Raw genomic sequence first — 21,934 nt, 5'->3', positions numbered from 1 at the left:
CTGTGCGACAATCGGGCGTCAGAGCGCTCACGGTATCATGAGCGGCGCACCGGCTCTACGGTCGGCTCGACTCAGCCGTTCGCAGCTCGGGGCAACGGTGCGTCATCGTCCGACATCGGGAGCCCAGGTGCGCGATGGCCCAGCCCGAGCGCGCTCCGGAAACCCTCGATCGTGCGGCGAAGACCCGTGCGCAACGGCACCTTCGGCTCGAAGCCGAGCACCCGCCGCGCGCGGTCGATCACCGGCTGCCGCTGCCTCGGATCGTCCTCGGGCAGCGGACGGAACACCACCCGACCCCGGCTCCCGGTCAGGTGGAGCACCTCCTCGGCGAGCTCCAGCACCGTGAACTCCTCGGGATTGCCCAGGTTCACCGGGCCCGTCTCGGCCGGGTGCTCCATCAGCCGGACGATCCCCTCGATGAGGTCGTCCACGTAGCAGAAGCTCCGTGTCTGGGAGCCATCGCCGTACACTGTGAGGTCCTCACCCCGGAGCGCCTGTACGATGAAGTTCGACACCACCCGACCGTCGTCGAGCGCCATCCGCGGGCCGTACGTGTTGAAGATCCGCGCCAGGCGTACCTCCACGCCGCGCCGGTGGAAGTCCATCACCAGCGACTCGGCGCAGCGCTTCCCCTCGTCATAACAGGAGCGGATCCCGATCGGGTTCACCGCGCCCCGGTAGTCCTCCGGCTGCGGGTGGACCTCGGGATCGCCGTAGACCTCGCTGGTCGACGCCTGGAAGACCCGCGCCCCGCAGCCCTCGGCGAGCTTCAGCGCGTGGAGCGCGCCGACCACGTTGACCAGCGTGGTCCGGACCGGATCGCGCTGGTAATGCGGCGGGCTCGCCGGCGAGGCGAGGTTGTAGATGCGATCGACCTCCCGCTCGTACGGCTGCATGACGTCGTGCTCCACCAGCCGGAAGCGCCGGTGAGAGAGGAGATGGGCGACGTTGTCCCGGGAGCCCGTCGAGAAGTCGTCGAGCGCGACGACCTCGTGGCCCTCCCGGATCAGCCGATCACACAGGTGGGAGCCGACGAATCCGGCGCCCCCGGTCACCAGGATGCGCAGCGCTGCGCTCATGTCTCTCTGACCTCCTCTCCAGGTCGACTCGCCACGTCGACGTCCTCATTCCCGGTCCCCCGGGCGCTCCGGCGCGTCCTGCTCGTCGAGCAGCTCCCGGGTGTACCTCTCCAGCGCCTCGGCGCGGTGCGCCGCGGTGTGTCGGGCGAGCACGCGCTCGCGCGCACGCTGGCCGATCGCGATCCGCTCCCGCTCGGGGAGCTCGCGGAGCAGGTGGAGCACCTCCTCCGGGGAGCGGGCGACAAGGATCTCCTTGCCAGGCTCGAAGAGCTCGTCGAGCCCGGGCCAGTCGTCGCTGATCACCGGCACGCCGCACGCCGCCGCCTCGAAGAGGCGCACGCTCGGCGAGTACCCCGCCTCGATCATGTCCCGGCGGGTGACGTTGAGCGTGAAGCGCTGCGCGCCGTAAAAGCCGCGGTGATCGCCCGGCGGGACGTGATCCGTGCGATCGACGTTGGTGGGCCAGCCGAGGTCCGCCGGGTACTGCGGGCCGGCGACCACGAATCGGCCCCGCCCCCAGCGGCGCGCCGGCGCGACGAGGAGCCGGTCCAGCGTGGGCTGGCGATCGGCGCTGTACGTGCCGAGGTAGCCGAGATCCCACCGGGGCGGCGCGCGCTCCGGGAAATACTCGTCCGGATCCACCGAGCAGTAGAGCGCTCGCGCCCGCTTCGCCCCGTGGCGGCGCTCGAGCCGCTCGAGCGTCGGGCCGCCCGTGAACGAGAGGTACAGGTCGTACCGCGGGATCAGCGCCGGAGACAGGTACCCGGCGCCGCCCCGCTCGATCTGCTTGAGCGTCACCGGCGTGTCGATGTCGTAGAACGCGGTCTTCCCGCGCGCCGTCTCCGTCACCCAGGCGCCGACCTCGGCGCCGTCGGGCACGTAGGACCCGACGACCACGAGGTCCGCGTCGCGCACCGCGCCCCCGAAGCGCGCGCGGAGATCGTCGAGCCCCCGGTAGAGCTCGGTCCGGCCGTAGGGCGGGCTCGGGAGGTCGCGGTTCTCCGCGTAGAACCAGAGGTCCCGCTCCAGGAACAGCACGCTGTGCCCCCGCTGGGCCAGCCGCCTGAGCAGCCCGCGGTACGTCGTCGCGTGGCCGTTGCCCCACGACGAGGTGATCGACAGGCCCAGGAAGACGAAGGAGATGGGCTTCACGGCGGCGCGTTCGCGGTGAGGGTTGCGCCGTCGGGGCGGGCCAGCAGCGCCTCGACCTGCCTCGCGCGCTCGGCGTAGGTGTGCCCCGCGAGCACGCGCTGCTTCGCCGCCCTGCCGATGGCGCGGGCCCGCTCGGGCGTGAGCGTCCGGAGGATCTCCGCGACGTCGTCGCCGCTCCTCGCGACCAGCACCTCGCGCCCGGGCTCGAGGAAGAGCTCGATCCCCTCCCACGCGTCGGTGACGAGGCACGCGGCCGCGCCCGCGGCCTCGAAGACGCGGGTCGCCGGGGAGAAGCCGACCGACGCCATGCTGTCGCGGGCCACGTTCAGCACCGCGCGGGCGCTGGCGTTGAAGGCGTTGTGGTCCGCCGTGTAGACGTGCCCGACGTAACGGACGTTCGGGGGCATCGCCTTGTCCTGCCAGCCGCTGCCGCCAAGGAGGAACCGGAGCCCGGGGAGCGCGGCCGCGGGCCGCAGGAAGAACTCCTCCACGCGCCGCTCCCGGTCCGGGAGGCGGTTGGCGAGCAGCGCAAAATCACAGTGAAATCGAGGATCCGGCGCGACCTCGAGGTGGGTCTCGGGGTCGAGCGCGTTGTAGATGGGCACGCAGCGCCGCGCGCCGAGCGCCTCGTAGCCGCGCACCACCGGGTCGCCGCCGCCGTAGGTGAAGACCAGGTCGTAGCGCGGGATCTGCGCCCGGAAGGGATCCGACGGCGCGGCGCGGACCCGCTCGAGCGTGGCCGGGGCATCGACGTCCCAGAAGATCGTCGTGAGCCCGGGCCGATCGAGCGCGGCGACCTCGGCCTCGAGCAGCTCGTCGAAGACGCCGACGCCGCTGGCCTTGACGACCACGTCGGCGCTCCGGGCCTGCTCGACGAGCCGCCTGGGCTCCGCGGGGTCGGTGCCGGAGTAGACGACGACGCGGGCCCACGGCGGGTCCTCGATGTCGCGGTGCTTCTGCCGATCGTAGGCGTCCGGCTCGTGGAAGGTGATGCGGTGCCCTCGCGCCGCGAGGGCGCGGAGGATGCCGCGGTAGTAGGTGGCGGCTCCGTTCCAGTAGGCGGAGACGAGGCTCGAGCCGAAGAAGGCGATGTCGAGCGATCGGCTCGGGATCGGGCGTGGGTTGCGTCGGTTCATGACGTGGCTCGCTGGGGTGTGGCGGCGGGCGCGGGAGGGTCGACCTCGACGCCGAGCTCGGCGGAGATGGCGAGGAGCTCGTCGACCCGGTGGGCGCACGTGTGGCGCGCGAGGATCGTCGCGCGCCCCCGCTCCGCCAGCTCGACGGCCAGGGCGGGCTCGGCGAGGAGGGCCGCGAGGTGCCGCTTCATCTCGTCGCCGTCCCGGGCGACGAGGTAGTCGAGGCCGGGCGAGAACAGCCCCTCCGCGTCGCTCCACGGCGAGCAGACGAGCGGGATGGCGCAGGCCATGGCCTCGAACGGCCGGATGGTCGGGATCCCCGGGAGCGAGGCGACGTAGGGCCTCCTCGGGACGTGGACGGTCACCCTGGCCCGCGCGAACGCCTCGGGAGCGCGGTAGTTGGGGAGCCAGCCCCGGTGCTCGATGCCGGCCGCGTCGAGCGCGGCGCGGGCGTGCTCGGGGTAGCGCACCCCGTACACGCGGGCGGAGAGGCCGAGATCGCGCGCAGGGCCGATCAGGAACGCGTCGAGCTCCCGGGTGCGCTCCTCGTCGCCCCAGTTGCCGATCCACACGAGATCGCGCTCCGGCCGGGCCCCGCGGCGCGGGCGGAACACGCGGACGTCCGCGGCCTCGTGCCAGACGAAGGCCTGGCGGGCCCAGCGGCGCGCGAGGTAGAGGTCGCGGATCACCCGGCCGAAGGCGAGGACGCCGTCGTAGCGGGTGAGGTCGTAGCGCGCCATGGCCCCGGGATCCGTCACCGACCGGTGGTGCGTGTCGTGGAAGAGCAGCCGGTACGGCGCGCGCGGTGCGCGTGCCCGGTGCGCGCCGATGCGGGCGACCAGCTCGGGCTCGCTCCACTCGTGGACGATGACCAGCGAGGTGCCCTCGAGCGCCTCGTCCAGGTCGAGCGAGGCAAGGTCGTAGCGGATCGGATCGACGCGCGGATAGACATCCCTCACCTCGCGGAGCGGCGCCTCGCCGTGATCGGCGACGAGGTTCTGGAGGCTCCAGGCGTCCCTCGGCTCGAAGGCGCGGACCTCGTGCCCGCGCTCGGCGAGCTCGGTGACCACGCCGCGGAGGAAGTGCGCGTTCCCGTGGTTCCAGTCGGAGAGCAGGGAGTGGCAGAACAGGGCTATGCGCATGGCGCGGTCGCCTTCTTCACGGGGGGCGCGGCCGCGAACCCCGAGGTCCCGCGCCGCTCGAGCACCTCGGCCGCATCGCGCGCCGGCGAGCGCGCTTCGCTGGGCCCGCGGCCGAGGAGCTCGCCGTAGAGGCGCAGGTAGCCCCGGGCCATCCGCCGCGGCGAGAAGCCGAGGGCGCGGGCGCGGGCGCGCGCAGCCATCTCGCGCCGCGCGCCGGGCGCGTCGATGAGCGTCCGGAGCGCGCGCCGGAGGGCCTCCGTGTCGCCGGGATCCACGTAGAGGGCCGCGTCCCCCCAGACCTCGCGCAGGCTGGGGATGTCGCCCAGGACGAGGGCGCACCCGGAGAGCGCCGCCTCCAGGACCGACAGGCCGAACGGCTCGTAACGGGCCGGGTGAGCGTTGATCGACGCGCGGCCGAGCGCGGCGGCGACGGCGGAGGGCGAGAGCACGCCGAGGCGCTCGAGCCAGGGGAGGGGCGAGGGGTGGGGGAGCGCGCCCGCGCCCCCGCCGGGGCGCACGTCGCTCCCGGCCACCTGGATCGGCCAGGGCAGGTGAGGGGCCACCTCGCCGAGCGCCTCGATGTTCTTGGCCTGGTCCCAGAGCCGCCCGACCGCGAGGACGAGCTCCTCCTTGGGGCGCGGGGCGAACCGCGCGGGATCGGCGGCGTTGGGGATCACCTCCGTGCGCGAGCCCGCGGGGAGCGGGCCGTGGTGGCGCAGGAGGGCGTCGAGCATCGCCCGGGTCGGGGCCACCACCGCCGACGCGGCGGCGAGCCCCCGGGCCACCTCGCGCCGGTAGCGATCGTACCGCGGCGGCGCCTCCCCGCCGAGGACCGCCGCCCACCAGGAGAGGACGCACGAGTGGGCCACCACGAGCTTCGGGGCGCGGAAGTCGAGCGCGCCGTGCGCATAGCCGTTCAGGTGGATCAGCGCCGGGCGGAGGCGTTCCTCGAGCTCGAGGAGCCAGTCCCCGGCGCGCGCGACGTCGTCCCAGGGATCCTCCATCCACTCGAGCCGGTAGGAGCTCTCGAAGACGGCGAGCCCGGGCACGCGGCCCGCGGCCTCGCGCTGGGGCGCGGAGAGCGGCCCGCCCAGGGTGGCGAGCGACGTCCTGACCCCGCGCGCCGCGAGCGCGCGCGCGAGCTCGATCGCGTAGGAGAAGACGCCCCCCACCGTGTCGGCGGTCATCAGGACGGAGCCGGGGGCGCGCGTGGCGTCAGCCATGGCCGGGGGGCGCGATCTCCAGCGCGGAGAGCGGGAGAGGGCGGCTGTCCTGGAGGTCGCTGAAGCGATCGAACCGATCGAGGTAGTGCGCGACCGAGCGCTCCCACGCCTGATCATCGGGTGCGCCCCAGCGCATCGTGTACTCGGGCGAGCCCGGGTAAGGGAACATCGGCACCGGCTCGTTCGCCCACACGCCGTGCTGCCGGAGCCGCTCCCGGAAGGCGGCGACGTCCGCGGGATCGTCGGTCGGCGACTGGATCAGGTTCGCCTGGACGAAGGGGACGCTCTTCTTGGCGTGGATCAGGAGATCGCCGAGCTGCTCGGTCGAGAGCTTGCAGCGCTTGGCCAGGAGGCTCCTGCCCTCCCGGGTGATGCTCTCCACCCCTGCCTCGATCGAGACGCACCCCGCTCTCCCGAGCAGGTCGAGCATCTCCCGGCTCCAGTTGTCGACGCGCATCTGGACGCCGAACGACACCGGGCGATCGACGAGCGCCTCGAGCAGCGGGCGATCCGGCAGGAAGATCTCGTCGATGAAGTAGACGTAACGGACGCCCTGGGCGACGAGCCCGTCGAGCTCGTCGAGGAGCACGTCGAGGGGGCGCTTGCGGTAGCCCTCGCGGAAGTTGTCCTTCGCGCAGAAGGTGCAGTGGTAGGGGCACCCTCTGGACGCCTCGACCTCGGCGCCGGGGCCGATCGGCGCGGCGTCGAAGCGGTGGTGGTGGTGGGCGTGGCGCGCCACCGTGGCCTCGTCCCAGCGGAGGGCCGGCAGCCGGCCCATGTCCGAGGCGCGCGGACCGCCCTGCACGCGCGCCTCGTCGCCTTCCAGCCAGGCGATCGAGTCGATCTCGCCCCAGCGCGATCGCGGGCGATCGGCGAGCTCCACCAGCACGTCCTCGCACTCGCCCATCACCACGGCGTCGACCCCGAGCTTGCGCAGGGTGGCGCGGGGGGTGGTGGAGGCGTGGGGCCCCACCGCGAGCCGGAGCCCTGGCAGCCCGTGGAGCGCGCGGAGCGCCTGCTGCGGGACGCGGAGCTCGGGCGGCGCGCAGCGCCAGAAGAGGTAGCTCGGCGCGGTGGTCACCACGATCGCGTCGGCGCCGAGCGCGGCCACCTCGTCGCGGAGGGCGCCGTCGGCGAGGCTCCGGGCCTGGGCGTCGATGACGGTCGCCTCGTGCCCCGCGGCCTCGAGCAGCGCCCTGGCGTAGCCGTACTCGAGGGGCAGGTGAGGCTCGCGGCAGCCGAAATAGATGCTCCCCTCGAAGCTCCAGGCCGGGTTGACGAGCGCGAACCTCACCGGACGCCCCCCGCGCACGGCTCCTTCGCGGGCTGGCCGGCGCCGGCGGCGGCTTTCGCGGCGCCGGTCGCCTCCGTCAGCTCCCGCAGCCAGCCGTGCAGCCTGCGCACCCCCTCGCGGACCCGGACGCGCGGCCACCACCCCGTGGCCGCGGAGAGCCGGCGGCAGTCGGAGACGTAGTACCGCTGATCGCCCGGCCGCCACCCCTCGAAGCCGATCAGGGGGCGCTTGCCGTCGAGCTCCTCGATGAGGTCGAGCAGCTCGAGCAGGCTGAGGGTGTTCTCCGGGCCCCCGCCGACGTTGAACGCCGACGCCGAGATCTGCCGGATGTCCCTGCGGGCGAGGAGGAGCGCGTCGACGAGGTCGTCGATGAAGAGCACGTCCCGCACCTGCATCCCGTCGCCGTAGAGGGTGATCGGCTCCCGCCGGAGCGCCTGGAGGAGGAAATGAGCGACCCACCCCTGGTCCTCGGTCCCGAACTGGCGAGGACCGTAGATACAGCTCATCCGGAACACCGCCGCGGGGAGCCCGAACGTTCGGGCATAATCGATGACGTACTGGTCCGCCGCGCCCTTGGAGCAGCCATAGGGGCTGTGGAAATCGAGCGGGCGGGCCTCGGAGACGCCGGAGGCCCGGAGCTCCGGATCCGTGGGCTCGTAGCGCCGGCCGCTGCACGAGAGCGGGACGTCGAGGAGGCCGCCGTACACCTTGTTGGTCGACGTGAGGAGGAGCGGCGGAGGGGCGCTCTCCGCGCGGATCGCCTCGAGGACATTGAGCGTCCCGCGGGCGTTGATCTCGAAGTCTTCCACCGGCTGGACGAGGCTCGTCGTCACGGCCACCTGGGCGGCGAAGTGGAAGACGCTGGAGGCGCGCCGGACCGCGGCTGCGACGGCGCGCGCATCCCTCACGTCGCCGGTGATCAGCGTGACGCGGTCGCCGTGGGTGCGCCTCAACCACTCGACGTTGCGCGCCACCGAGGGGCGGGAGAGGTTGTCGAAGAGGATCACCGCCTCTCCCGCCTGGAGCAGGCGGTGGGCCAGGTTGGCCCCGATGAAGCCGGCGCCGCCGGTGATCAGCGCCGGGCGTCCTTCCGCCAGGGTCGCGCTGCCCGGGTCGAGCGCCGCGGCGCTCATACCGTCAGCCCCCTGGATTCCAGCTCTGCGCGGGCCTGGGCGACAGCGTCCTTCGCCACCTGCCCCTCGAGCCAGTCGGCGAGATCGCGGAGCCCGTCCTCGAGCGACACCCGGGGCGCATACCCGATCTTCTGCTGCGCCGCGCCGATGTCGGCGAAGCAGTGCCGGACGTCGCCCAGCCGGGATTTCCCGACGATCTCGGGCTCGATACCGCTCTTCCCCATCACATCGCGGACGCGCTCGGCGACCTCGCGTACGGTGTACGACCGCCCGCTGCCGATGTTGAGCACCTGGCCGACCGCGGCGTCGGCGCCGAGGGCCCGGACGCAGGCGCGGGCGACGTCGGTGACGCTCACGAGATCGCGCCGCTGCAGCCCGTCCTCGAAGATCACCGGCGGACGGCCGTTGAGGAGCCTCGCGGCGAAGATGGCGAGGACGCCGGTGTACGGGTTGGAGAGGGCCTGGCGGCGGCCGTAGACGTTGAAGAAGCGGAGGGCGACGGTCGGGATCTGATAGGCGCGCCCGATCATCAGGCAGAGCCGCTCCTGGTCGTACTTGGAGAGCGCATAGACCGACTCGAGCGACGGGGGCTTGGACTCGGGCGTCGGGATGGGCACGAGCGCCTCGCCGGCCTCGCTCCGGACCTCCCAGTCGCCGCGCCTGAGCTGCTCGAGCGGCCGGCTCGCGCCGGGGACGACCGCGCCGGAGGCCGTCCGGTAGAGCCCCTCGCCATACACGCTCATGCTGGAGGCGACGAGCAGCCTCGAGACCGGCTTCTCGGCGAGCTCCTCGAGGAGCACGGCGGTGCCGACGTTGTTGATCGAGGTGTACTCCGCGATCTTGTACATGCTCTGTCCGACCCCGACCGCGGACGCGAAGTGGACAACCGCGTCCACGCCGCGGAGCGCCGACCTCACCGCGTCGCGGTCGCGGACATCACCCACGATGAGCTCGACCTCCGGGTCGAGGTACGCCGGGCGGCGGCGGTCGGGGCCGTGCACCTGAGGGACCAGGCTGTCGAGCGCCCGGACGCGGGCCCCCTGGCGCAGGAGCTCGTCGGCGACGTGAGAGCCGATGAACCCTGCTCCACCGGTGATGAGGACGTGGCTTGTCATATCCCTCTGGTTCGATGATCGGCGCACGGCGGAGGCGCCGCGAGCCCGGGCGGAACAGGCGAGGCGAGCGAGGCCAGATGAGGCCGGAGGTCGATGTCCCTTGCGATGACGTCGTGCTCCGGCGGATCGCTGCGCGTCGTTCCCTGCTCCGTTCGTTGCAAACAGGGCATGATCGTTGCCCCGGACGCCATCCGAGTATCATGCGACTCACGATCACGCAAGCATCGTTGTGAGGTATTCAACAAGGGCCCGCTCCGTGCGATTTTCCGTGCTCCGCCGAAGGAATGCTCGAGTCTGGCGAGCCCATAGGGGCTTTCCCGTCGTCTTCCGGGCCGGTCTGTACCGTTCGAGTGCGCGAGATCCGCTGACGTCGGAGCGGTTAGGGTGAACCCGTAGCGATGGTTCTGATCGGTTGCGTGTCGCCGGCGGCATTGCATTGAGCTCCGAGGGATTCCCAGGCATTCTGCCGGCGTGCGGGCGGCGTCAGCGCGGGAGCGCGCGAGCAGGGCGGTGAGCGCCTCGTGGCCCCGGTCGGGCACGGGGGCTGCTAAGCTTTCCATCGACCGCAGCGTGCGGGCCTGCCGTACGAGCAAGAAGGAGAGGAGCGATGATCGTCGTCACCAACCGCATCCCCGTCGCCGAGGGCCACGAGGCCGATTTCGAGGATCGCTTCAAGAACAGGGTCCACCTGGTCGATCAGGCGCCCGGCTTCATCCGGAACGAGGTCCACAGGCCGAGGCCGATGAAGCTGGACCACGCGACCGGCGCGTGGAGCCCGGACCCGGACGCGCAGGGGTTCTACGAGGTGAAGACCTGGTGGCGGTCCATGGACGACTTCATCGCCTGGACGCGGAGCCCCGCGTTCGCGGAGGCGCACAGGAACCGCGCGCCGAAGGAGATGTTCGCGGGCCCGAGCAAGCTCGATATCCACGAGGTATTTCTCAGCACGGATCTACCGGGGTAGCCAGTGGCCGCCGGTCCTCGCCGGCGGCGCCTGGAAGGACACGCGAACGCCCAGAACCAAGGAGACGCAGCGCATGCGGTTTCGTCCGGATCCCACCTTTTACCCGTCGCCGCGCCTGGCGATGGAGGCGCCGCCCGAGCGGCTGGCCTACGTGACCGCGCTCGACGCGGGCGCCGCGCTGAAGCGCCCGGGCGAGCTGCGCCATGACGCGCTCACGGTCGTCGATCTCGATCCGAGGTCGCCGGCGTACGGCACCCTGGTCTCGGTCAACGAGCTGCCGACCTATGGCGATGAGCTCCACCATTCCGGCTGGAACGCGTGCAGCGCCGCCCTGTGCCCCTACGCGCCGCACCCCCACGTCGAGCGCCGCTTCCTCCTGCTCCCGGCGCTCCGCTCGTCGAACATCTTCGTCTTCGACGTCAAGCCGGACCCGCGCCGCCCCGAGCTCGTCCACACGGTGCGCGCCGAGGAGATCGCGAAGCGGGCCGGCTACTCGCGCCCGCACACGCTGCACTGCGGCCCCGACGGCATCTACGTGAGCGCGCTCGGCGGCCCTGACGGCGACGGGCCGGGGGGCATCTTCGTGCTCGACTGCGAGAGCTTCGATGTGCTCGGCCGATGGGAGATCGATCGCGGACCGCAGTTCCTCCACTACGACTTCTGGTGGCACCTCGGCCACGACACCCTCCTCACGAGCGAGTGGGGGACGCCGAAGATGATCGAGGACGGCGTGAATCCGGAGCTCCTGCTCGGCAAGAAGTACGGCCACCGCGTCCATGTATGGGACCTGAGGAAACGCAAGCACCTCCAGGCGCTGGATCTCGGCGATGAGCACCAGATGGCGCTGGAGCTCCGCCCCGCCCACGACCCGACCAAGGCGTATGGCTTCGTCGGCGTCGTCGTGAGCGTCAAGGATCTCTCCGCCTCGATCTGGCTCTGGCATCGCGACGGCGATCGGTGGGCGATCCGCAAGGTGATCGAGGTGCCGGCCGAGCCCGCGGATCCCGACCTCTTGCCGCCGCTGCTCAAGGGCTTCAAGGCGGTGCCGCCGCTGATCACCGACATCAACCTCTCCCTCGACGACCGGTTCCTCTACGTCTCTTGCTGGGGCACAGGCGAGCTCCGCCAGTACGATGTATCGGACCCGTTCCACCCGAAGCTGGTTGGCTCGGTGCACCTCGGCGGCATCGTGCGCCGGGCGGCGCATCGCCGCTCCGGCCCGCTGCGGGGCGGGCCGCAGATGGTCGAGGTGAGCCGCGACGGCCGGCGCGTCTACTTCACGAACTCGCTTTACGCATCGTGGGACGAGCAGTTCTATCCCGAGGGCGTGGGCGGCTGGATGGCCAAGGTCGATGTGGCGGCGGGCGGGGGCATCGCGGTCGATCCCGAGTTCTTCGTCGATTTCGGCGCGCTGCGCCCTCACCAGGTGCGGCTCGAGGGGGGCGACGCGTCGTCCGACTCGTTCTGCTACCCCTAGCCGGCCATGATGCCCTGGCTCACGCTGGCGCTCCTCGGCGCCTATCACGGCGTCAACCCTGGCATGGGCTGGCTGTTCGCCGTCGCCCTGGGCCTGCAGGAGAAGAGCAGCGGCGCGGTGCGGCGGGCGCTCGTCCCCATCGCGCTCGGCCACGCGGCGTCGATCGGCCTCACGGTCGCGTTGCTCGGGGTCGGGCTCGCGAGCGTCCCCGCCGCGGCGCTCCGATGGCTCACGGCGGCCGCGCTCGTCGCGTTCGGCGTGCTCAAGCTGGTCAGGCCGCGGCACCCGAGGTGGGTCGGGATGCGCGTCGGCTTCCGCGACCTGACCTGGTGGTCCTTCCTGATGGCCACCGCGCACGGCGCGGGGCTCATGTTGCTCCCGGTCTTCCTGCTCGGCGCCGACAACCCCGCTCCGTGCCACGGCGGGTGTCACGACGCGGCTGGCCTGTCGCTCGCGAGCCCTCTCGGCTACATCGCCGCCGTCCTCGTCCATACGGCCGCCATGATGGCGGCGGCCGCCGCGGTCGCGCTCGTGGTCTATCACAAGCTCGGCGTCGCCATCCTTCGCACCGCCTGGTTCAACCTCGATCGGGCCTGGGCCGTCGCGCTCATCGTGGCTGGCGTCATCGCCGTGCTGCTCTGACATCCAGGCCGTCGTGAAGGGCGACCGGGCGACGGCCTGGCCCCGAGCTCGCCCGCACCCGCCTCGACACCCCGACAGCCGACGGCGGCCCGCCTGCGCACCTCTGCGCCGCCGCTCGGCCCTGCCGCTTGAACGCGAGGCGCCTCGTGTACTACGAGGCCGGCCGGGCGTGCTCATCGGGCAGCGGCCTGGCGCCGCGGCGCCCTCATCCCGCGGGATCGCCACCATGTCAGAACATCATCGAGCAGCGTGGGACACCGGCGTCGGGCCGTGGTGTCCCGCGGGCCCGGGGCAGGGGACGAGGGCGCGTCCCGGGCGCCCGCGCGGCGAGGTGGCGCTGGAGCGGCCGCGGCCCGCGCCAAGGCGGACCCTGTATCTCCTCCCCAACCTGATCACGCTGTCCTCGGTCTTCTGCGGCTTCGACGCGGTACGGCTCTCGGCCTCCGCGCGGTCCGACGACGACTTCCAGCGCGCCGCGCTCCTCATCCTCTTCGCGATGCTCGCCGACACGCTCGACGGCCGCGTCGCGCGGATGACCCGGACCGAGAGCGCGTTCGGGGTCCAGCTCGACTCGCTGGCCGATCTCGTCTCCTTCGGCGTGGCCCCGGCGCTGCTCGTGTACCAGTGGGCGCTCCACCGCCTCGGCCTGGCCGGCGTGCTCGGCGGGTCCGTGTTCGCCGCGTGCGGCGCGATCCGGCTCGCGCGCTTCAATGTCCTCTCCATGGGCGAGGCGGGCAGGCCGCCTTCGCCCGCGAGGTACATCGTGGGCCTCCCTGTCACGGGCGCGGCGGGGATCCTGCTCGCGATCGTCATGACCCACCGCCGCGCGGACGGGCAGCTCGGCGGCGCCAGCGTCGAGCTGGCCGTCCTCGCGACGACGCTGCTCGTCTCGATGCTGATGGTGTCGACGCTCCGGTTCCGCTCGTTCAAGGATCTCCGGCCCGGCCCCCGCACGCTGCTGGCCATCGCGCTCGCGCTCGGATCGATCGCGCTCCTCTCCCTCCGCTGGGGGCCCGCGCTCGTCCTCGCCTGGGGGCTCGGCGTCTATGTCCTGCTCGGCGTCGTCGAGTCGCTCTGGCGGCTCCCGGCGCTCCGGCGCGGCGCTCCGGCCGTGCTCGAGGCGCGCGCCCGGGGAGGCGAGGAGCGGCCGTAGCGCGGCCCGCCGATCAAGGCCTCCCCGACTGCCAGTACCCGTTCCCCTGCTGCTTCCACCACTTCACCTCGGCGCTCGGGCCCCCCGGCCACGCGCGATACGTGTAGATCCCGTCGTCCAGGAGACAGATCGGGTCCTGGTTCTCGTGGCTCAAGCAGACCTTCCCGGGCCCTCTATCGTACTCGAAATAGTAATCCACCTGCTCGGGGTCCTGTAGCCCATCACTCCAGATATTTTTCGTTCGTGCCTCCCATCTGCCCATCGACACATAGGTGAACGTTCGATGGGTGGTCCCGGTGACCCCTCCGGCCCTGGTGGTGGGCCCGGAATACGCATAGATCATCATCTGCGCATAGGCGGCCGCCGACGTGAGCGACACGACGGCCAGGGTAGCGAGACCGCGGCGTAGCCTGCTCATGGATCACCCCTCCTGCCATTGAGAGAACGATGCTTGTCTCGAACGATCGGCTGTACGTCAGGTCCCTCCGACCTTGACGCGGTCCACCCTCTAGAGCCCTGGCGCTGACCGTCAACCCTGTGTACCTGCCTCCGGGTATACGCTTCGCGCGGCCGCGAGCAGGCTCGTGCTGGCTGCGCACGCGGCACTTCGGCGCTCGACCTCGATGGGCTGTCGCGGAGATCCGGAGCGAAGGAGCCGGTTGGCCGCTCTGCGGGACCAGCCCGATCGACTCCTCTGCAACCGTGGTCCGGGGCGGCCTCGGGTCACGGCGACCCGGGGCCGGCGGGGCAATCCACGCTCGTTCGAGCGGCGCCTCAGAAGGCCGAGCCGTTCGCGCGAAGGCCCGGAGAGGCGCTCGCTCCAAGGGTGCTGTGCAGGACGAACGGCGCTCCCGGGGAGGCGTCGGGGCTGCGGTTCATCGAGATGCCGTCCTGCGCCGCGAGCCCGCTCGCGTAGGTGACGGTGTCCACGGTCGTGCCCGAGGCGTTTCGCAGCGTGACCGTGTCCCCGCTGTTGCCGAGGTTCAGGGACCCCGTGGACGCCGCGACGGCCCCGCTGCCGCTCGGCACGGCGGACGCGCCGCCGTACACGACGATGGCCGTCGAGGGCCCGAGCGACGCGCCGGTCGGGAAGGTGTGCCGCGTCGACGTGCCGTCCGACAGCGTCCAGCCGGCGAGGGCGGCCGCCGCCGTGCCGACATTGACGATCTCCACGAACTCGCCCGCCGTGTTGCTGCCCGGCTCGTTCGCGAGGACCTCGTTGATGATCACGGCGGCGGTGCCCGTGCCCCCGCCGCTGCCGCCGGCTCCGCCGCTGCCGCCGGCCCCGCCGCTGCCGCCGGCCCCGCCGCTGCCGCCGGCCCCGCCGCTGCCGCCGGCCCCGCCGCTGCCGCCGGCCCCGCCGCCGCCGTCGGGGACCAGGAAGTCGCGCACGACGCCCATGTGCTGCATGTTCGAGGCGCCGCTGTCCGACGAGAGCGCGGGGCTGATCTCGGACAGCGGCGAGTAGACGCGCGTGTCCGCCACCAGGCCGTTCGCGAAGCTGCTCCCGCCGATGACGACGGCCGTCTCGTACGCCTCCAGGTCCCCGTCGACGAGCACCCAGTCGTAGGGCTTCGTCCTGCCGGCGTTGGTGTTCGCGTTCCCGTTCCTGTCGGCGGGATAGGGCCCGGCCGTGACGACGACGTCCGAGAGGCTCGAGACGCACGCCTCGGTCCGGCTCCCCGTGTTGAAGTCGCCGCCGATCACCAGGTAATCGCCCTGGGCCACGTTCGCCTCGATGAACGAGACGAGGTCCTGCGCCTCCGTGTTGCGCGCCGACGCGCTGGAGGTCAGGAGGTGGACGCTGATCGCGAACACGTGGCCGGGGCCGGGGATATCGATGCGCGCCCACGCGAAGTCCCGGTTGCTCACCGACGTGTCGTCCCACTCGCCGGACGCCACGATCGGCCACCGGCTCACGATCCCGTTCGGGATCTGCGCCCCGCTCTCGCGGTAGTAGCTGAACCCGGCGCCGAACGTCGCGTCCACGAAGCCGCGGATCTCGGACGCGGTGTTGCCTCCGTAGTTGAACTCTTGCAGCAGGGCGATGTCGGGCTTGATTCCCTGCAGGATGCGCTTGCCGTGCCCGGGATCGTAGCTCTGGTTGTTGCCGCTCGTGATGTTGGCGGCCATGAGCCGGACGCGCGTCGACAGCGCATCGCTGTGCTCGCCGAGGAGCTCCGCCTCCGCGCCCTCATCCGCGTCGAGCGGCAGATCGGCCGCGCACGCGGGCATGGCGAGCGCCGCGGCGAGCAGAGGCAGTCGAACCCAGGAGCATCGCTTCAAGAGGGAAGACGTCGATCGCATATCGCTGCACCAGACCTTTCTGGGGATCGTCTCCTGAAGCATCCCCTCGATTTTTGGGGGGAAAATTCACAGGGAGGCGGGGAGGCGGGGAGTGAAATCACTCCGTTCTCCCCGTCTCCCCGCCTCCCTGTTGAATTCTTCTCTAAAAATGTGAGCAAAACGAAGGGGGGGTCAGGAACGTCTCATTACAGCACGGAACGATGGCGCGGCGGTGTCGCGTTCGTCCCTGTTCCATGCAGTGATGATGCCGTTCCGGTTGCGGACGGACGACACCCGACGTCGGGCGCGCTGGTCGGCTCAGCGGCTCGCCATCGCGAACGCGATCCCGCTCTGGAGCGAGCTCTTCACCGCGCAGCGGCCCATGTTCGCGCCCCGCTCGGCGAGGCGGTGGGCGACCTGGGGGCGGATCCCCGTGAGGACCACCTGCGTGCCGAGGAGGCCCGCGACCCGCACCGCCTCGAGCAGCGCCTCCATCGCCGGCGGATCGATCTCGTCCACGCCGGTCAGGTCGATGATGGCGATCCGCGTGCGGCGATCCGCGATGCCGCGCGACAGCGCCTCGATCATGCGGCGCACCCGCCCGGCCTCGAGCGGGCCGATGAGCGGCACGACCACCACGTCGTCGCGGATGGGGATGAGCGGCATGGACAGCTTCGCCAGCGCGGCGTCCTGGGCCTTGATCACCTCCTCCTGCAGCCGCGCGCGCTCCTCCTCGGCGCGCTTGCGCTCCGTCATGTCGATGCCGGTCATGATGACGAACCGGACCCGCTCGTCCCTGCCGCGCAGGACGGCGCCCGACCACGCCGTCACCCGGCGGGCCCCGTCTGCAGCCGTCCACGGCACCTCCACCTGCTTCTTCGACCCGCCCGAGCCGAGCTGCTCGAAGAGGCCTCTGAGCTGCGCCGACGCGCGCGGATCCGGCGTGAGGTCCCAGAGGAACCGCGCCTCCCGGAGCCCCCGCGCGCTCCCCAGCGCCTGCTCGGCGGCGCTGTTCGTGCTGACGATGCGGCCCTGCGCGTCGAGCGCCACGATGAGGCCGTCGACGAGGTCCATGACGGCCGCCATGAAGTCCCGCTCCCTGCTCAGCATCTCCTGCGCGTGCTTGCGCTCGAAGATGCGGCCGAGCTGCCGCGCGATGCGGCCGATGGTCGCCGTGAACTTCCCGTCGTCCGCGTGCTCTGCGTCGGAGAAGAACTCCAGCACGGCCACGACGTCCGCGCCGACCACCACGGGGAACGCGAACCCCGCCTTCACGCCCAGGTTCCTCGCGAGCCTGGCGCGCGGGAAATTGGCGTCCGCCGTGACGTTGCGCACCCACGCCGGCTGCTTCGAGGCGAGCACCCTCCCGGGCAGGCCGATCCCCGCGGTGAACTGTGTCGCCTCCGTGACAGCCTTGAACGTCGCGAACTTTGCTTCATCGTTCAGGTGCCAGAGCGCCGTGGGAAGGAGCAGAGACGGATCGTCCGCGGCCGGCACGTACGCATGCCCAACCGGCCAGCCGAGGTGATTGCAGATGTGCGTGATGGTGCGATGCAGCGCCTCTTCGACGCTCGCTGCCTCGTGGACGTCGACGGTGACCACCCGGAGCAGGTCCACGAGCGACCGCTCGTCCGTCAGGACATTGTCGAGCCTCAATCGAGCTCGCGCCGCTACTTCATCCGAGCGTTTGAGGGGGCAAGTCATGCATGAAGCCGTAACATGCGCCATGTATCAAATCCGTTTCGACGCGGCGTCGTCGCCGGTCCGCTCGTTTCGCTCGTTTGCCATTGATCGGCGCGGCGCGCGCGGTCCCCGGCCAGCGCCGCGGCGCCGCGGTGACGTCGCCGGGCGGGCGGCGGGCGCGCCGGGGATCCTGGGAGATCACGGCGCCGGTCATCGGAGTCGTCGCTGGACGGTGGCGCGCTCTTCCCCTTAAGGTGTCGACCCCCGCGGCGGCGAGGCGGCGTGCGCGGGAGCGCGGGCCGTGAAGCAGGCGACGGCCGCGGCGCCCTCTCCGGCTTCTGCTGCAGTTTCTGACCGCTTCTGACGGCTTCTGACGGCTTCTGACGGACAAGGATGATGATGCTCTCGAACTGTCTTCGCCGGTGTGCGTTCGTTGTGACGTTGCTGGCTGCCGTGCCGGCGCTCGGGGCGCCTCCGCCGGCCGGCGCCTCGGCCGAGGCGCAGCAGGCCGCCCGGACCAAGGCGCACGAGGGGCTCAAGCTGTACGGCGCGGACCGCTGGCAGGAGGCGTTCGACGTCTTCCAGGAGGCGGATCGCCTCTTTCATGCGCCGACGCTGGTGCTCTACATGGCGCGGTGCCAGCGCAAGCTCGGCCGCCTGGAGGCCGCGCGCGACCTGTACGAGCAGGTCCTCGGCGAGCCGCTCCCGGAGGACCCGCCGACGGCGTTCCTCGAGGCGCGGAAGGACGCCGAGACCGAGCTCGCTGGCGTGCGCGCCGCGCTGGAGGCGGCCGCGGTGAAGGCGCCGCCCCGCGCCGAGCCCGCGGCGCCGGCCGGGGCGGAGGGCGGCGGCTCGCTGGTCCCTGCCGGCGTCGCGTTCGGGCTCGGGGCGGTGGGCATCGGCGTCGGCGCCGTGACCGGCCTCATGTCGCTGTCGCAGGTCTCGGACATCAGGTCGCGCTGCGAGGGCCGGCGCTGCCCGGCGGAGCTGCAGGCCGACGCCGATGCAGCGGCCACGCTGGGCCATGTGTCCACCGTGAGCTTCATCGTGGGCGCGGCGGCGGCCGCGACGGGCGTCGTGCTGCTCGTGGTCCGGCCCGGCGGCGGCAGCGGGCCCGACGCCGCGGGCGCGCCTGCGGCTGCGGGCGGGCCGCCGCGAGCGCCGCGCGGCGTGGTCTGGAGCGCCGGGGTGGGCCTCGGGCGGATCGAGCTGCAGGGGAAGTTCTGATGCGAACGCTGGCGCCGCGCGCGAGGAGGGGCTGGCGTGTCGGAGCGCTCGCAGCCCTGGCGCTCTCCGGCGGCAGCGCGTGCACGAGCATCTCCGGGATCGGCGATCTCGAGTTCGGCGTCGGCCAGGGCGGGGGAGGCACAGGCGCGGGCGGCGTCGGCCAGGGCGGCGCGGGCGGGAGCGGCGCAGGCGGCGGCAGCACAGGCGGGAGCGGCGCAAGCCAGGGAGGCGCTGGCGCCGGCGACGGGGGCGCTGGCGAGGGGGGCACAGGCGGGGGAGGCCACGGGGGCAGCGGCGGCGGTGCCGGCGAGGGCGGTACCGGCGGGGGTCAGCCGCCGGGCCCTCCGACGGCGGCGGAGCTGCTCGCGCTCACGGCGTCGTGCCGCCCGGCCTCGTCGGGAAGCTTCAGGAACGCGTTCGACGGCAGCGCGGAGCCCGGCATCCCTGTCTGCCAGCTGAGCGGGGCGTACTTCTGGCAAGCCGGGATGGGGATCGACTGCGACGGTCTGTCCCACGAGTCCACCGAGTGTCCCTCGTCGACGGCTCACACGGCGCTGGCCGACTCGCAGGGAAACGCGCTCGACTCGGTCCATCTCCCGTTCGTCGTCGCCCCCAACAGCTGGCCCGACGAATGCGCCGCGGTGGCGTGGAACCACAGAGACGCCGGCGTCGAGCTGGGCGCTGTGGTGGCGGTCATCCGCGGCGACACGGTCGCTTATGGCATCCTCGGCGATACCGGGGAGTGCGATACGATCGGGATGGGCTCGTACGCGATGGCGCAGGCCGTGGGCATCGAGCGGCCGGGCGCCGGGGTGGCGAGCGGCGTCACCTACATCGCCTTCGCGGGGCCGCGGGCGGTCGTCGATCCCGTCGAGGACCACGCGAAGGCCGAGGAGCTGGGGATCCAGCTCGCGGCCCAGCTCCTCGCGGCTCCCTGAGCTGACGGTACGGGAGCGGGAGGATCGCCTCCGGGCGTGGGATGATCGCCCTCGGGCGTGGGAGGATCGCCTCCGGGAGCGGGAGGATCGCCCCCGGGCGTGGGAGGATCGCCTCCGGGCGTGGGAGGATCGCCGCGGGGCGGAGCAGGGCCGCCCCGCGGCGACTGTCATCGCGACGTCAGTCGCACGTCGCGGCCTGACAGGCCTCCATCTCCGCGCCGCATGCCGTGCCGATGCACGTATTGCAGGCCTCGGCGTCCTGGCCGTCGCACGCCTCGATGCAGGCGCCGTTCCCTCCCGTCATCTGGCAGGCGAGCGCCGCCGAGAGCTGGGGCCCGACGCTCTCGCAGCTGTTCACCACGCAGCCGTAGACCGCGGCGTCATCCTGGGCGTTGCCGAGGCACTCGAACGCCTGGGCGCACGTGGTCTGCCCGTCGCCGAACCACGTCGCGGCCTCCAGGCCCTCCTCCGTCCGGCAGTTCTCGTAGGCCGGGGAGCGCGGGAAGTACGGCCCGATCAGCATGCACATCTCGTCGCGGGTGGTCAGGCCCTGCGCGATGTTGCGATCCTCGACGTTGTTGAAGTCGCAGTGGTAGTCCAGGGACTCTCCCGCCTTGACCTCGAGGAAGGGCGAGAACTCCTTCGACGGGACCCCCTCCCACCTGTCGTGGGCATAGAGCTCCGTCATCGTGCCGTCGAGACCGACCTTGTTCGCGACATAGCCGACGCCGCGCCGGTGCATGTGCGACTGGATCCTCACGACCGAGATATCGTTCTCGGTGACACAACGCATCCGCGCCGTGGAGCTTCCGTGCGCCGGCACGCTGATGAAGGGGTTGTAATGGAAGAGCATGCCCGCCTCGACCTCCACCTCGTCGTCCGCGATCGTGTAGAGGTTGATGCGCGCGTCGGTCTCGATGGGGTTGGACGACGAGTTCAGGTAATGGGTGTTCATGAGGAGCACCGTGCCCGGCGGGACCTTGAGCGCCACGCCCTCCGGGAGATCGCCCAGGAAGGAGTTGCCGTCGGGCGACTGGGAGCCGGCGACCACGCCGTTGACCTCCCAGTCGGCCTGGGGGCCGTCGTTGCAGTCGTGGACCTGGGTCGCGTCCAGGGCGACGCCGCGGCGCGTCTCGGTCGGGATCGACGTGTAGGGCGTCGTGTACAGGAGCACGTGGTGGCTCCCGCCGGAGAACCGCACCACCTCCCGGTTGACGTTGAGCCCCTCCGCCGGCGCGACGAACAGCTGACAGCGCTCGATCTCCTGCGCCGGCTGGAGCGTGGAGACCATCCGATACTGCACGCCGTTGCCCTCGGCCGGCGGCGCAAGGATCTCGTCCTCGGAGGGCTGAGGGTTGGGGCTCGAGGAAGAACAGCCGAAGAGCGCAGTTGCACCGAGGAGAGCGATGAGTGAGGTCGTTGTTCGCATGCGTTGATCCCTGCCGTGTGTTGATATCGCATCTCGCGCGCGCCCGTCGTGTCGCGCGCACATGGCTCCCGGGGGCTCGCGGAGGGGCGCGCACCCAGGCAAATCGATCGACGCCGGCTGTTCCGCGCCGGCATGTCCGCGGCCGACCTCACCCCGCCGAGGGCGGAGTCGGACGCATCATGAAGTCATCTCCAGGATCGAGGGCGGCCGCGCCAGCTCGGCCGGTCCCGCGAGCCCCATCTCTGGGAGCGGCCGAGCGATGTGTCGATGGCGAGCCGCACATCGAGGCGAGCCAGCGTCGCCCCGATGCAATAGTGATTGCCGCCGCCAAAAGCAATGTCCTTGTCGGCGCCCCGCTGCAGATCAAACGCGACAGCGCGGGGGTGGACGATCGTACCGCTGGCCATGTCGGCACGTACGCTCAGCGCCGCGAAAAACTCCCCACCGTCCTCGCTGCCACCCGCAGCGGCGAGGGGCTCCTGTGGCGACTTGGCGGTTCCCTCATCCAGACAGGACGGGGGAGTCCCCCCACCACGCACATGTGAGTCTGCCGCGAGAGCAAGGACAGGCTGTGCTCGTTCCGCTGCTCGCAGCTCGCTGTTCAAGGCGAGCTGCGGGACGTTCGTCGTGAGCGCCCACGCTGGACGATCGGTCATGAGGAGGCCATCACGCAGCAAGGAGTCGACATCCTCAGCGCCGGAGGACGAGCCACGCGTCCCGCGTCCGTTCATATGCCATGGCACATCGAACGCCTCGGTCGACAGTGCGTACATCCTTTCGCTTCGCCGTGAGTTGTCGCCAGGTTGCGCTCGACCGCGTTTGCATCCGGCGTCGAGCATCGTTGAATGCCATGCGGACGAG

At 71.8% G+C, this 21,934-nt stretch carries 18 protein-coding genes; 6 read left to right on the top strand and 12 right to left on the bottom strand.

The window, feature by feature from the left end; genetic code table 11:
- Window positions 1-71: 71 nt before the first annotated feature.
- From WMF29_RS36035 to WMF29_RS36000, 8 genes are read right to left on the bottom strand one after another with little or no spacing between them, the layout of a single operon-like run.
- Complete coding sequence (locus tag WMF29_RS36035; RefSeq protein WP_437324640.1) at window positions 72-1,079, bottom strand: UDP-glucuronic acid decarboxylase family protein; 1,008 nt, start codon at window positions 1,077-1,079, stop codon at window positions 72-74.
- Window positions 1,080-1,124: 45 nt separating this feature from the next.
- On the bottom strand, window positions 1,125-2,231 hold the full coding sequence (locus WMF29_RS36030; RefSeq protein ID WP_437324639.1) for a CgeB family protein: 1,107 nt from the start codon (window positions 2,229-2,231) through the stop codon (window positions 1,125-1,127).
- Window positions 2,228-3,367 (bottom strand): CgeB family protein, encoded by a 1,140-nt coding sequence (locus WMF29_RS36025; protein WP_437324638.1) that lies wholly within the window; start codon window positions 3,365-3,367, stop codon window positions 2,228-2,230. Before WMF29_RS36025 ends, WMF29_RS36030 begins: the two co-directional genes overlap by 4 nt.
- The gene (locus WMF29_RS36020; RefSeq protein WP_437324637.1) at window positions 3,364-4,509 is read right to left on the bottom strand and encodes a CgeB family protein; all 1,146 of its coding nucleotides are present in this window, start codon (window positions 4,507-4,509) and stop codon (window positions 3,364-3,366) included. Before WMF29_RS36020 ends, WMF29_RS36025 begins: the two co-directional genes overlap by 4 nt.
- Entirely contained in the window at window positions 4,500-5,732 is a 1,233-nt protein-coding gene (locus WMF29_RS36015) for a glycosyltransferase family 4 protein (protein ID WP_437324636.1), read from the bottom strand. The genes WMF29_RS36020 and WMF29_RS36015 overlap by 10 nt, the downstream gene beginning before the upstream one ends.
- The gene (locus WMF29_RS36010) at window positions 5,725-7,026 is read right to left on the bottom strand and encodes a TIGR04295 family B12-binding domain-containing radical SAM protein (protein ID WP_437331202.1); all 1,302 of its coding nucleotides are present in this window, start codon (window positions 7,024-7,026) and stop codon (window positions 5,725-5,727) included. Before WMF29_RS36010 ends, WMF29_RS36015 begins: the two co-directional genes overlap by 8 nt.
- Window positions 7,023-8,159 carry an SDR family NAD(P)-dependent oxidoreductase gene (locus WMF29_RS36005; RefSeq protein WP_437324635.1) on the bottom strand — a complete coding sequence of 379 codons (1,137 nt, stop codon included), beginning with the start codon at window positions 8,157-8,159 and terminating at the stop codon, window positions 7,023-7,025. Before WMF29_RS36005 ends, WMF29_RS36010 begins: the two co-directional genes overlap by 4 nt.
- Window positions 8,156-9,274: an NAD-dependent epimerase/dehydratase family protein gene (locus tag WMF29_RS36000; RefSeq protein WP_437324634.1), complete on the bottom strand. Its 1,119-nt coding sequence runs from the start codon at window positions 9,272-9,274 to the stop codon at window positions 8,156-8,158. Before WMF29_RS36000 ends, WMF29_RS36005 begins: the two co-directional genes overlap by 4 nt.
- 607 nt (window positions 9,275-9,881) lie before the next feature.
- Between WMF29_RS36000 and WMF29_RS35995 the strand changes: the two genes are divergently transcribed.
- The 4 genes from WMF29_RS35995 to pssA all read left to right on the top strand — a co-directional run bounded on the left by WMF29_RS35995 (window position 9,882) and on the right by pssA (window position 13,510).
- On the top strand, window positions 9,882-10,238 hold the full coding sequence (locus WMF29_RS35995) for an antibiotic biosynthesis monooxygenase family protein (protein ID WP_437324633.1): 357 nt from the start codon (window positions 9,882-9,884) through the stop codon (window positions 10,236-10,238).
- A gap of 73 nt (window positions 10,239-10,311) precedes the next feature.
- On the top strand, window positions 10,312-11,715 hold the full coding sequence (locus tag WMF29_RS35990) for a selenium-binding protein SBP56-related protein (RefSeq protein ID WP_437324632.1): 1,404 nt from the start codon (window positions 10,312-10,314) through the stop codon (window positions 11,713-11,715).
- 6 nt (window positions 11,716-11,721) lie between these two features.
- The gene (locus WMF29_RS35985) at window positions 11,722-12,357 is read left to right on the top strand and encodes a hypothetical protein (protein ID WP_437324631.1); all 636 of its coding nucleotides are present in this window, start codon (window positions 11,722-11,724) and stop codon (window positions 12,355-12,357) included.
- Between the two features lie 226 nt (window positions 12,358-12,583).
- Complete coding sequence (gene pssA / locus WMF29_RS35980; protein WP_437324630.1) at window positions 12,584-13,510, top strand: CDP-diacylglycerol--serine O-phosphatidyltransferase; 927 nt, start codon at window positions 12,584-12,586, stop codon at window positions 13,508-13,510.
- A gap of 13 nt (window positions 13,511-13,523) precedes the next feature.
- On the opposite strand, the gene WMF29_RS35975 is transcribed toward pssA, so the two are convergent.
- From WMF29_RS35975 to WMF29_RS35965, 3 genes are all read right to left on the bottom strand, one after another.
- Window positions 13,524-13,928 (bottom strand): hypothetical protein, encoded by a 405-nt coding sequence (locus WMF29_RS35975; RefSeq protein WP_437324629.1) that lies wholly within the window; start codon window positions 13,926-13,928, stop codon window positions 13,524-13,526.
- A 356-nt stretch (window positions 13,929-14,284) separates the two neighbouring features.
- The gene (locus tag WMF29_RS35970; RefSeq protein ID WP_437324628.1) at window positions 14,285-15,817 is read right to left on the bottom strand and encodes a lamin tail domain-containing protein; all 1,533 of its coding nucleotides are present in this window, start codon (window positions 15,815-15,817) and stop codon (window positions 14,285-14,287) included.
- Between the two features lie 297 nt (window positions 15,818-16,114).
- The gene (locus WMF29_RS35965) at window positions 16,115-17,452 is read right to left on the bottom strand and encodes an STAS domain-containing protein (RefSeq protein WP_437324627.1); all 1,338 of its coding nucleotides are present in this window, start codon (window positions 17,450-17,452) and stop codon (window positions 16,115-16,117) included.
- Between the two features lie 462 nt (window positions 17,453-17,914).
- On the opposite strand from WMF29_RS35965, the gene WMF29_RS35960 reads away from it, so the two are divergent.
- Both WMF29_RS35960 and WMF29_RS35955 read left to right on the top strand, forming a co-directional pair.
- Window positions 17,915-18,706 carry a tetratricopeptide repeat protein gene (locus tag WMF29_RS35960; RefSeq protein ID WP_437324626.1) on the top strand — a complete coding sequence of 264 codons (792 nt, stop codon included), beginning with the start codon at window positions 17,915-17,917 and terminating at the stop codon, window positions 18,704-18,706.
- Complete coding sequence (locus tag WMF29_RS35955; protein ID WP_437324625.1) at window positions 18,706-19,644, top strand: glycoside hydrolase family 75 protein; 939 nt, start codon at window positions 18,706-18,708, stop codon at window positions 19,642-19,644. Before WMF29_RS35960 ends, WMF29_RS35955 begins: the two co-directional genes overlap by 1 nt.
- A 178-nt stretch (window positions 19,645-19,822) precedes the next feature.
- Here WMF29_RS35955 and WMF29_RS35950 read toward each other — a convergent pair whose 3' ends face one another.
- Window positions 19,823-21,073, bottom strand: coding sequence for a hypothetical protein (locus WMF29_RS35950; RefSeq protein ID WP_437324624.1), 1,251 nt, complete (start codon window positions 21,071-21,073; stop codon window positions 19,823-19,825).
- Window positions 21,074-21,934 lie beyond the last annotated feature (861 nt).

The organism is Sorangium sp. So ce381 (genome assembly GCF_051473845.1).
In the GTDB taxonomy this organism is placed as follows: domain Bacteria; phylum Myxococcota_A; class Polyangia; order Polyangiales; family Polyangiaceae; genus Sorangium; species Sorangium atrum.
Note: the sequence above shows the minus strand (reverse complement) of the source record. Positions and strands in the feature narration are given on the sequence as shown.

What these genes read in the sequence shown, in the direction of transcription:
- WMF29_RS36035 (WP_437324640.1), bottom strand. Translation starts at nt 1,079, where the DNA reads ATGAGCGCAGCGCTGCGCATCCTGGTGACCGGGGGCGCCGGATTCGTC.
- WMF29_RS36025 (WP_437324638.1), bottom strand. Translation starts at nt 3,367, where the DNA reads ATGAACCGACGCAACCCACGCCCGATCCCGAGCCGATCGCTCGACATC.
- WMF29_RS36020 (WP_437324637.1), bottom strand. Translation starts at nt 4,509, where the DNA reads ATGCGCATAGCCCTGTTCTGCCACTCCCTGCTCTCCGACTGGAACCAC.
- WMF29_RS36015 (WP_437324636.1), bottom strand. Translation starts at nt 5,732, where the DNA reads ATGGCTGACGCCACGCGCGCCCCCGGCTCCGTCCTGATGACCGCCGAC.
- WMF29_RS36005 (WP_437324635.1), bottom strand. Translation starts at nt 8,159, where the DNA reads ATGAGCGCCGCGGCGCTCGACCCGGGCAGCGCGACCCTGGCGGAAGGA.
- WMF29_RS36000 (WP_437324634.1), bottom strand. Translation starts at nt 9,274, where the DNA reads ATGACAAGCCACGTCCTCATCACCGGTGGAGCAGGGTTCATCGGCTCT.
- WMF29_RS35995 (WP_437324633.1), top strand. Translation starts at nt 9,882, where the DNA reads ATGATCGTCGTCACCAACCGCATCCCCGTCGCCGAGGGCCACGAGGCC.
- WMF29_RS35990 (WP_437324632.1), top strand. Translation starts at nt 10,312, where the DNA reads ATGCGGTTTCGTCCGGATCCCACCTTTTACCCGTCGCCGCGCCTGGCG.
- WMF29_RS35985 (WP_437324631.1), top strand. Translation starts at nt 11,722, where the DNA reads ATGATGCCCTGGCTCACGCTGGCGCTCCTCGGCGCCTATCACGGCGTC.
- pssA (WP_437324630.1), top strand. Translation starts at nt 12,584, where the DNA reads ATGTCAGAACATCATCGAGCAGCGTGGGACACCGGCGTCGGGCCGTGG.
- WMF29_RS35975 (WP_437324629.1), bottom strand. Translation starts at nt 13,928, where the DNA reads ATGAGCAGGCTACGCCGCGGTCTCGCTACCCTGGCCGTCGTGTCGCTC.
- WMF29_RS35970 (WP_437324628.1), bottom strand. Translation starts at nt 15,817, where the DNA reads ATGCGATCGACGTCTTCCCTCTTGAAGCGATGCTCCTGGGTTCGACTG.
- WMF29_RS35955 (WP_437324625.1), top strand. Translation starts at nt 18,706, where the DNA reads ATGCGAACGCTGGCGCCGCGCGCGAGGAGGGGCTGGCGTGTCGGAGCG.
- WMF29_RS35950 (WP_437324624.1), bottom strand. Translation starts at nt 21,073, where the DNA reads ATGCGAACAACGACCTCACTCATCGCTCTCCTCGGTGCAACTGCGCTC.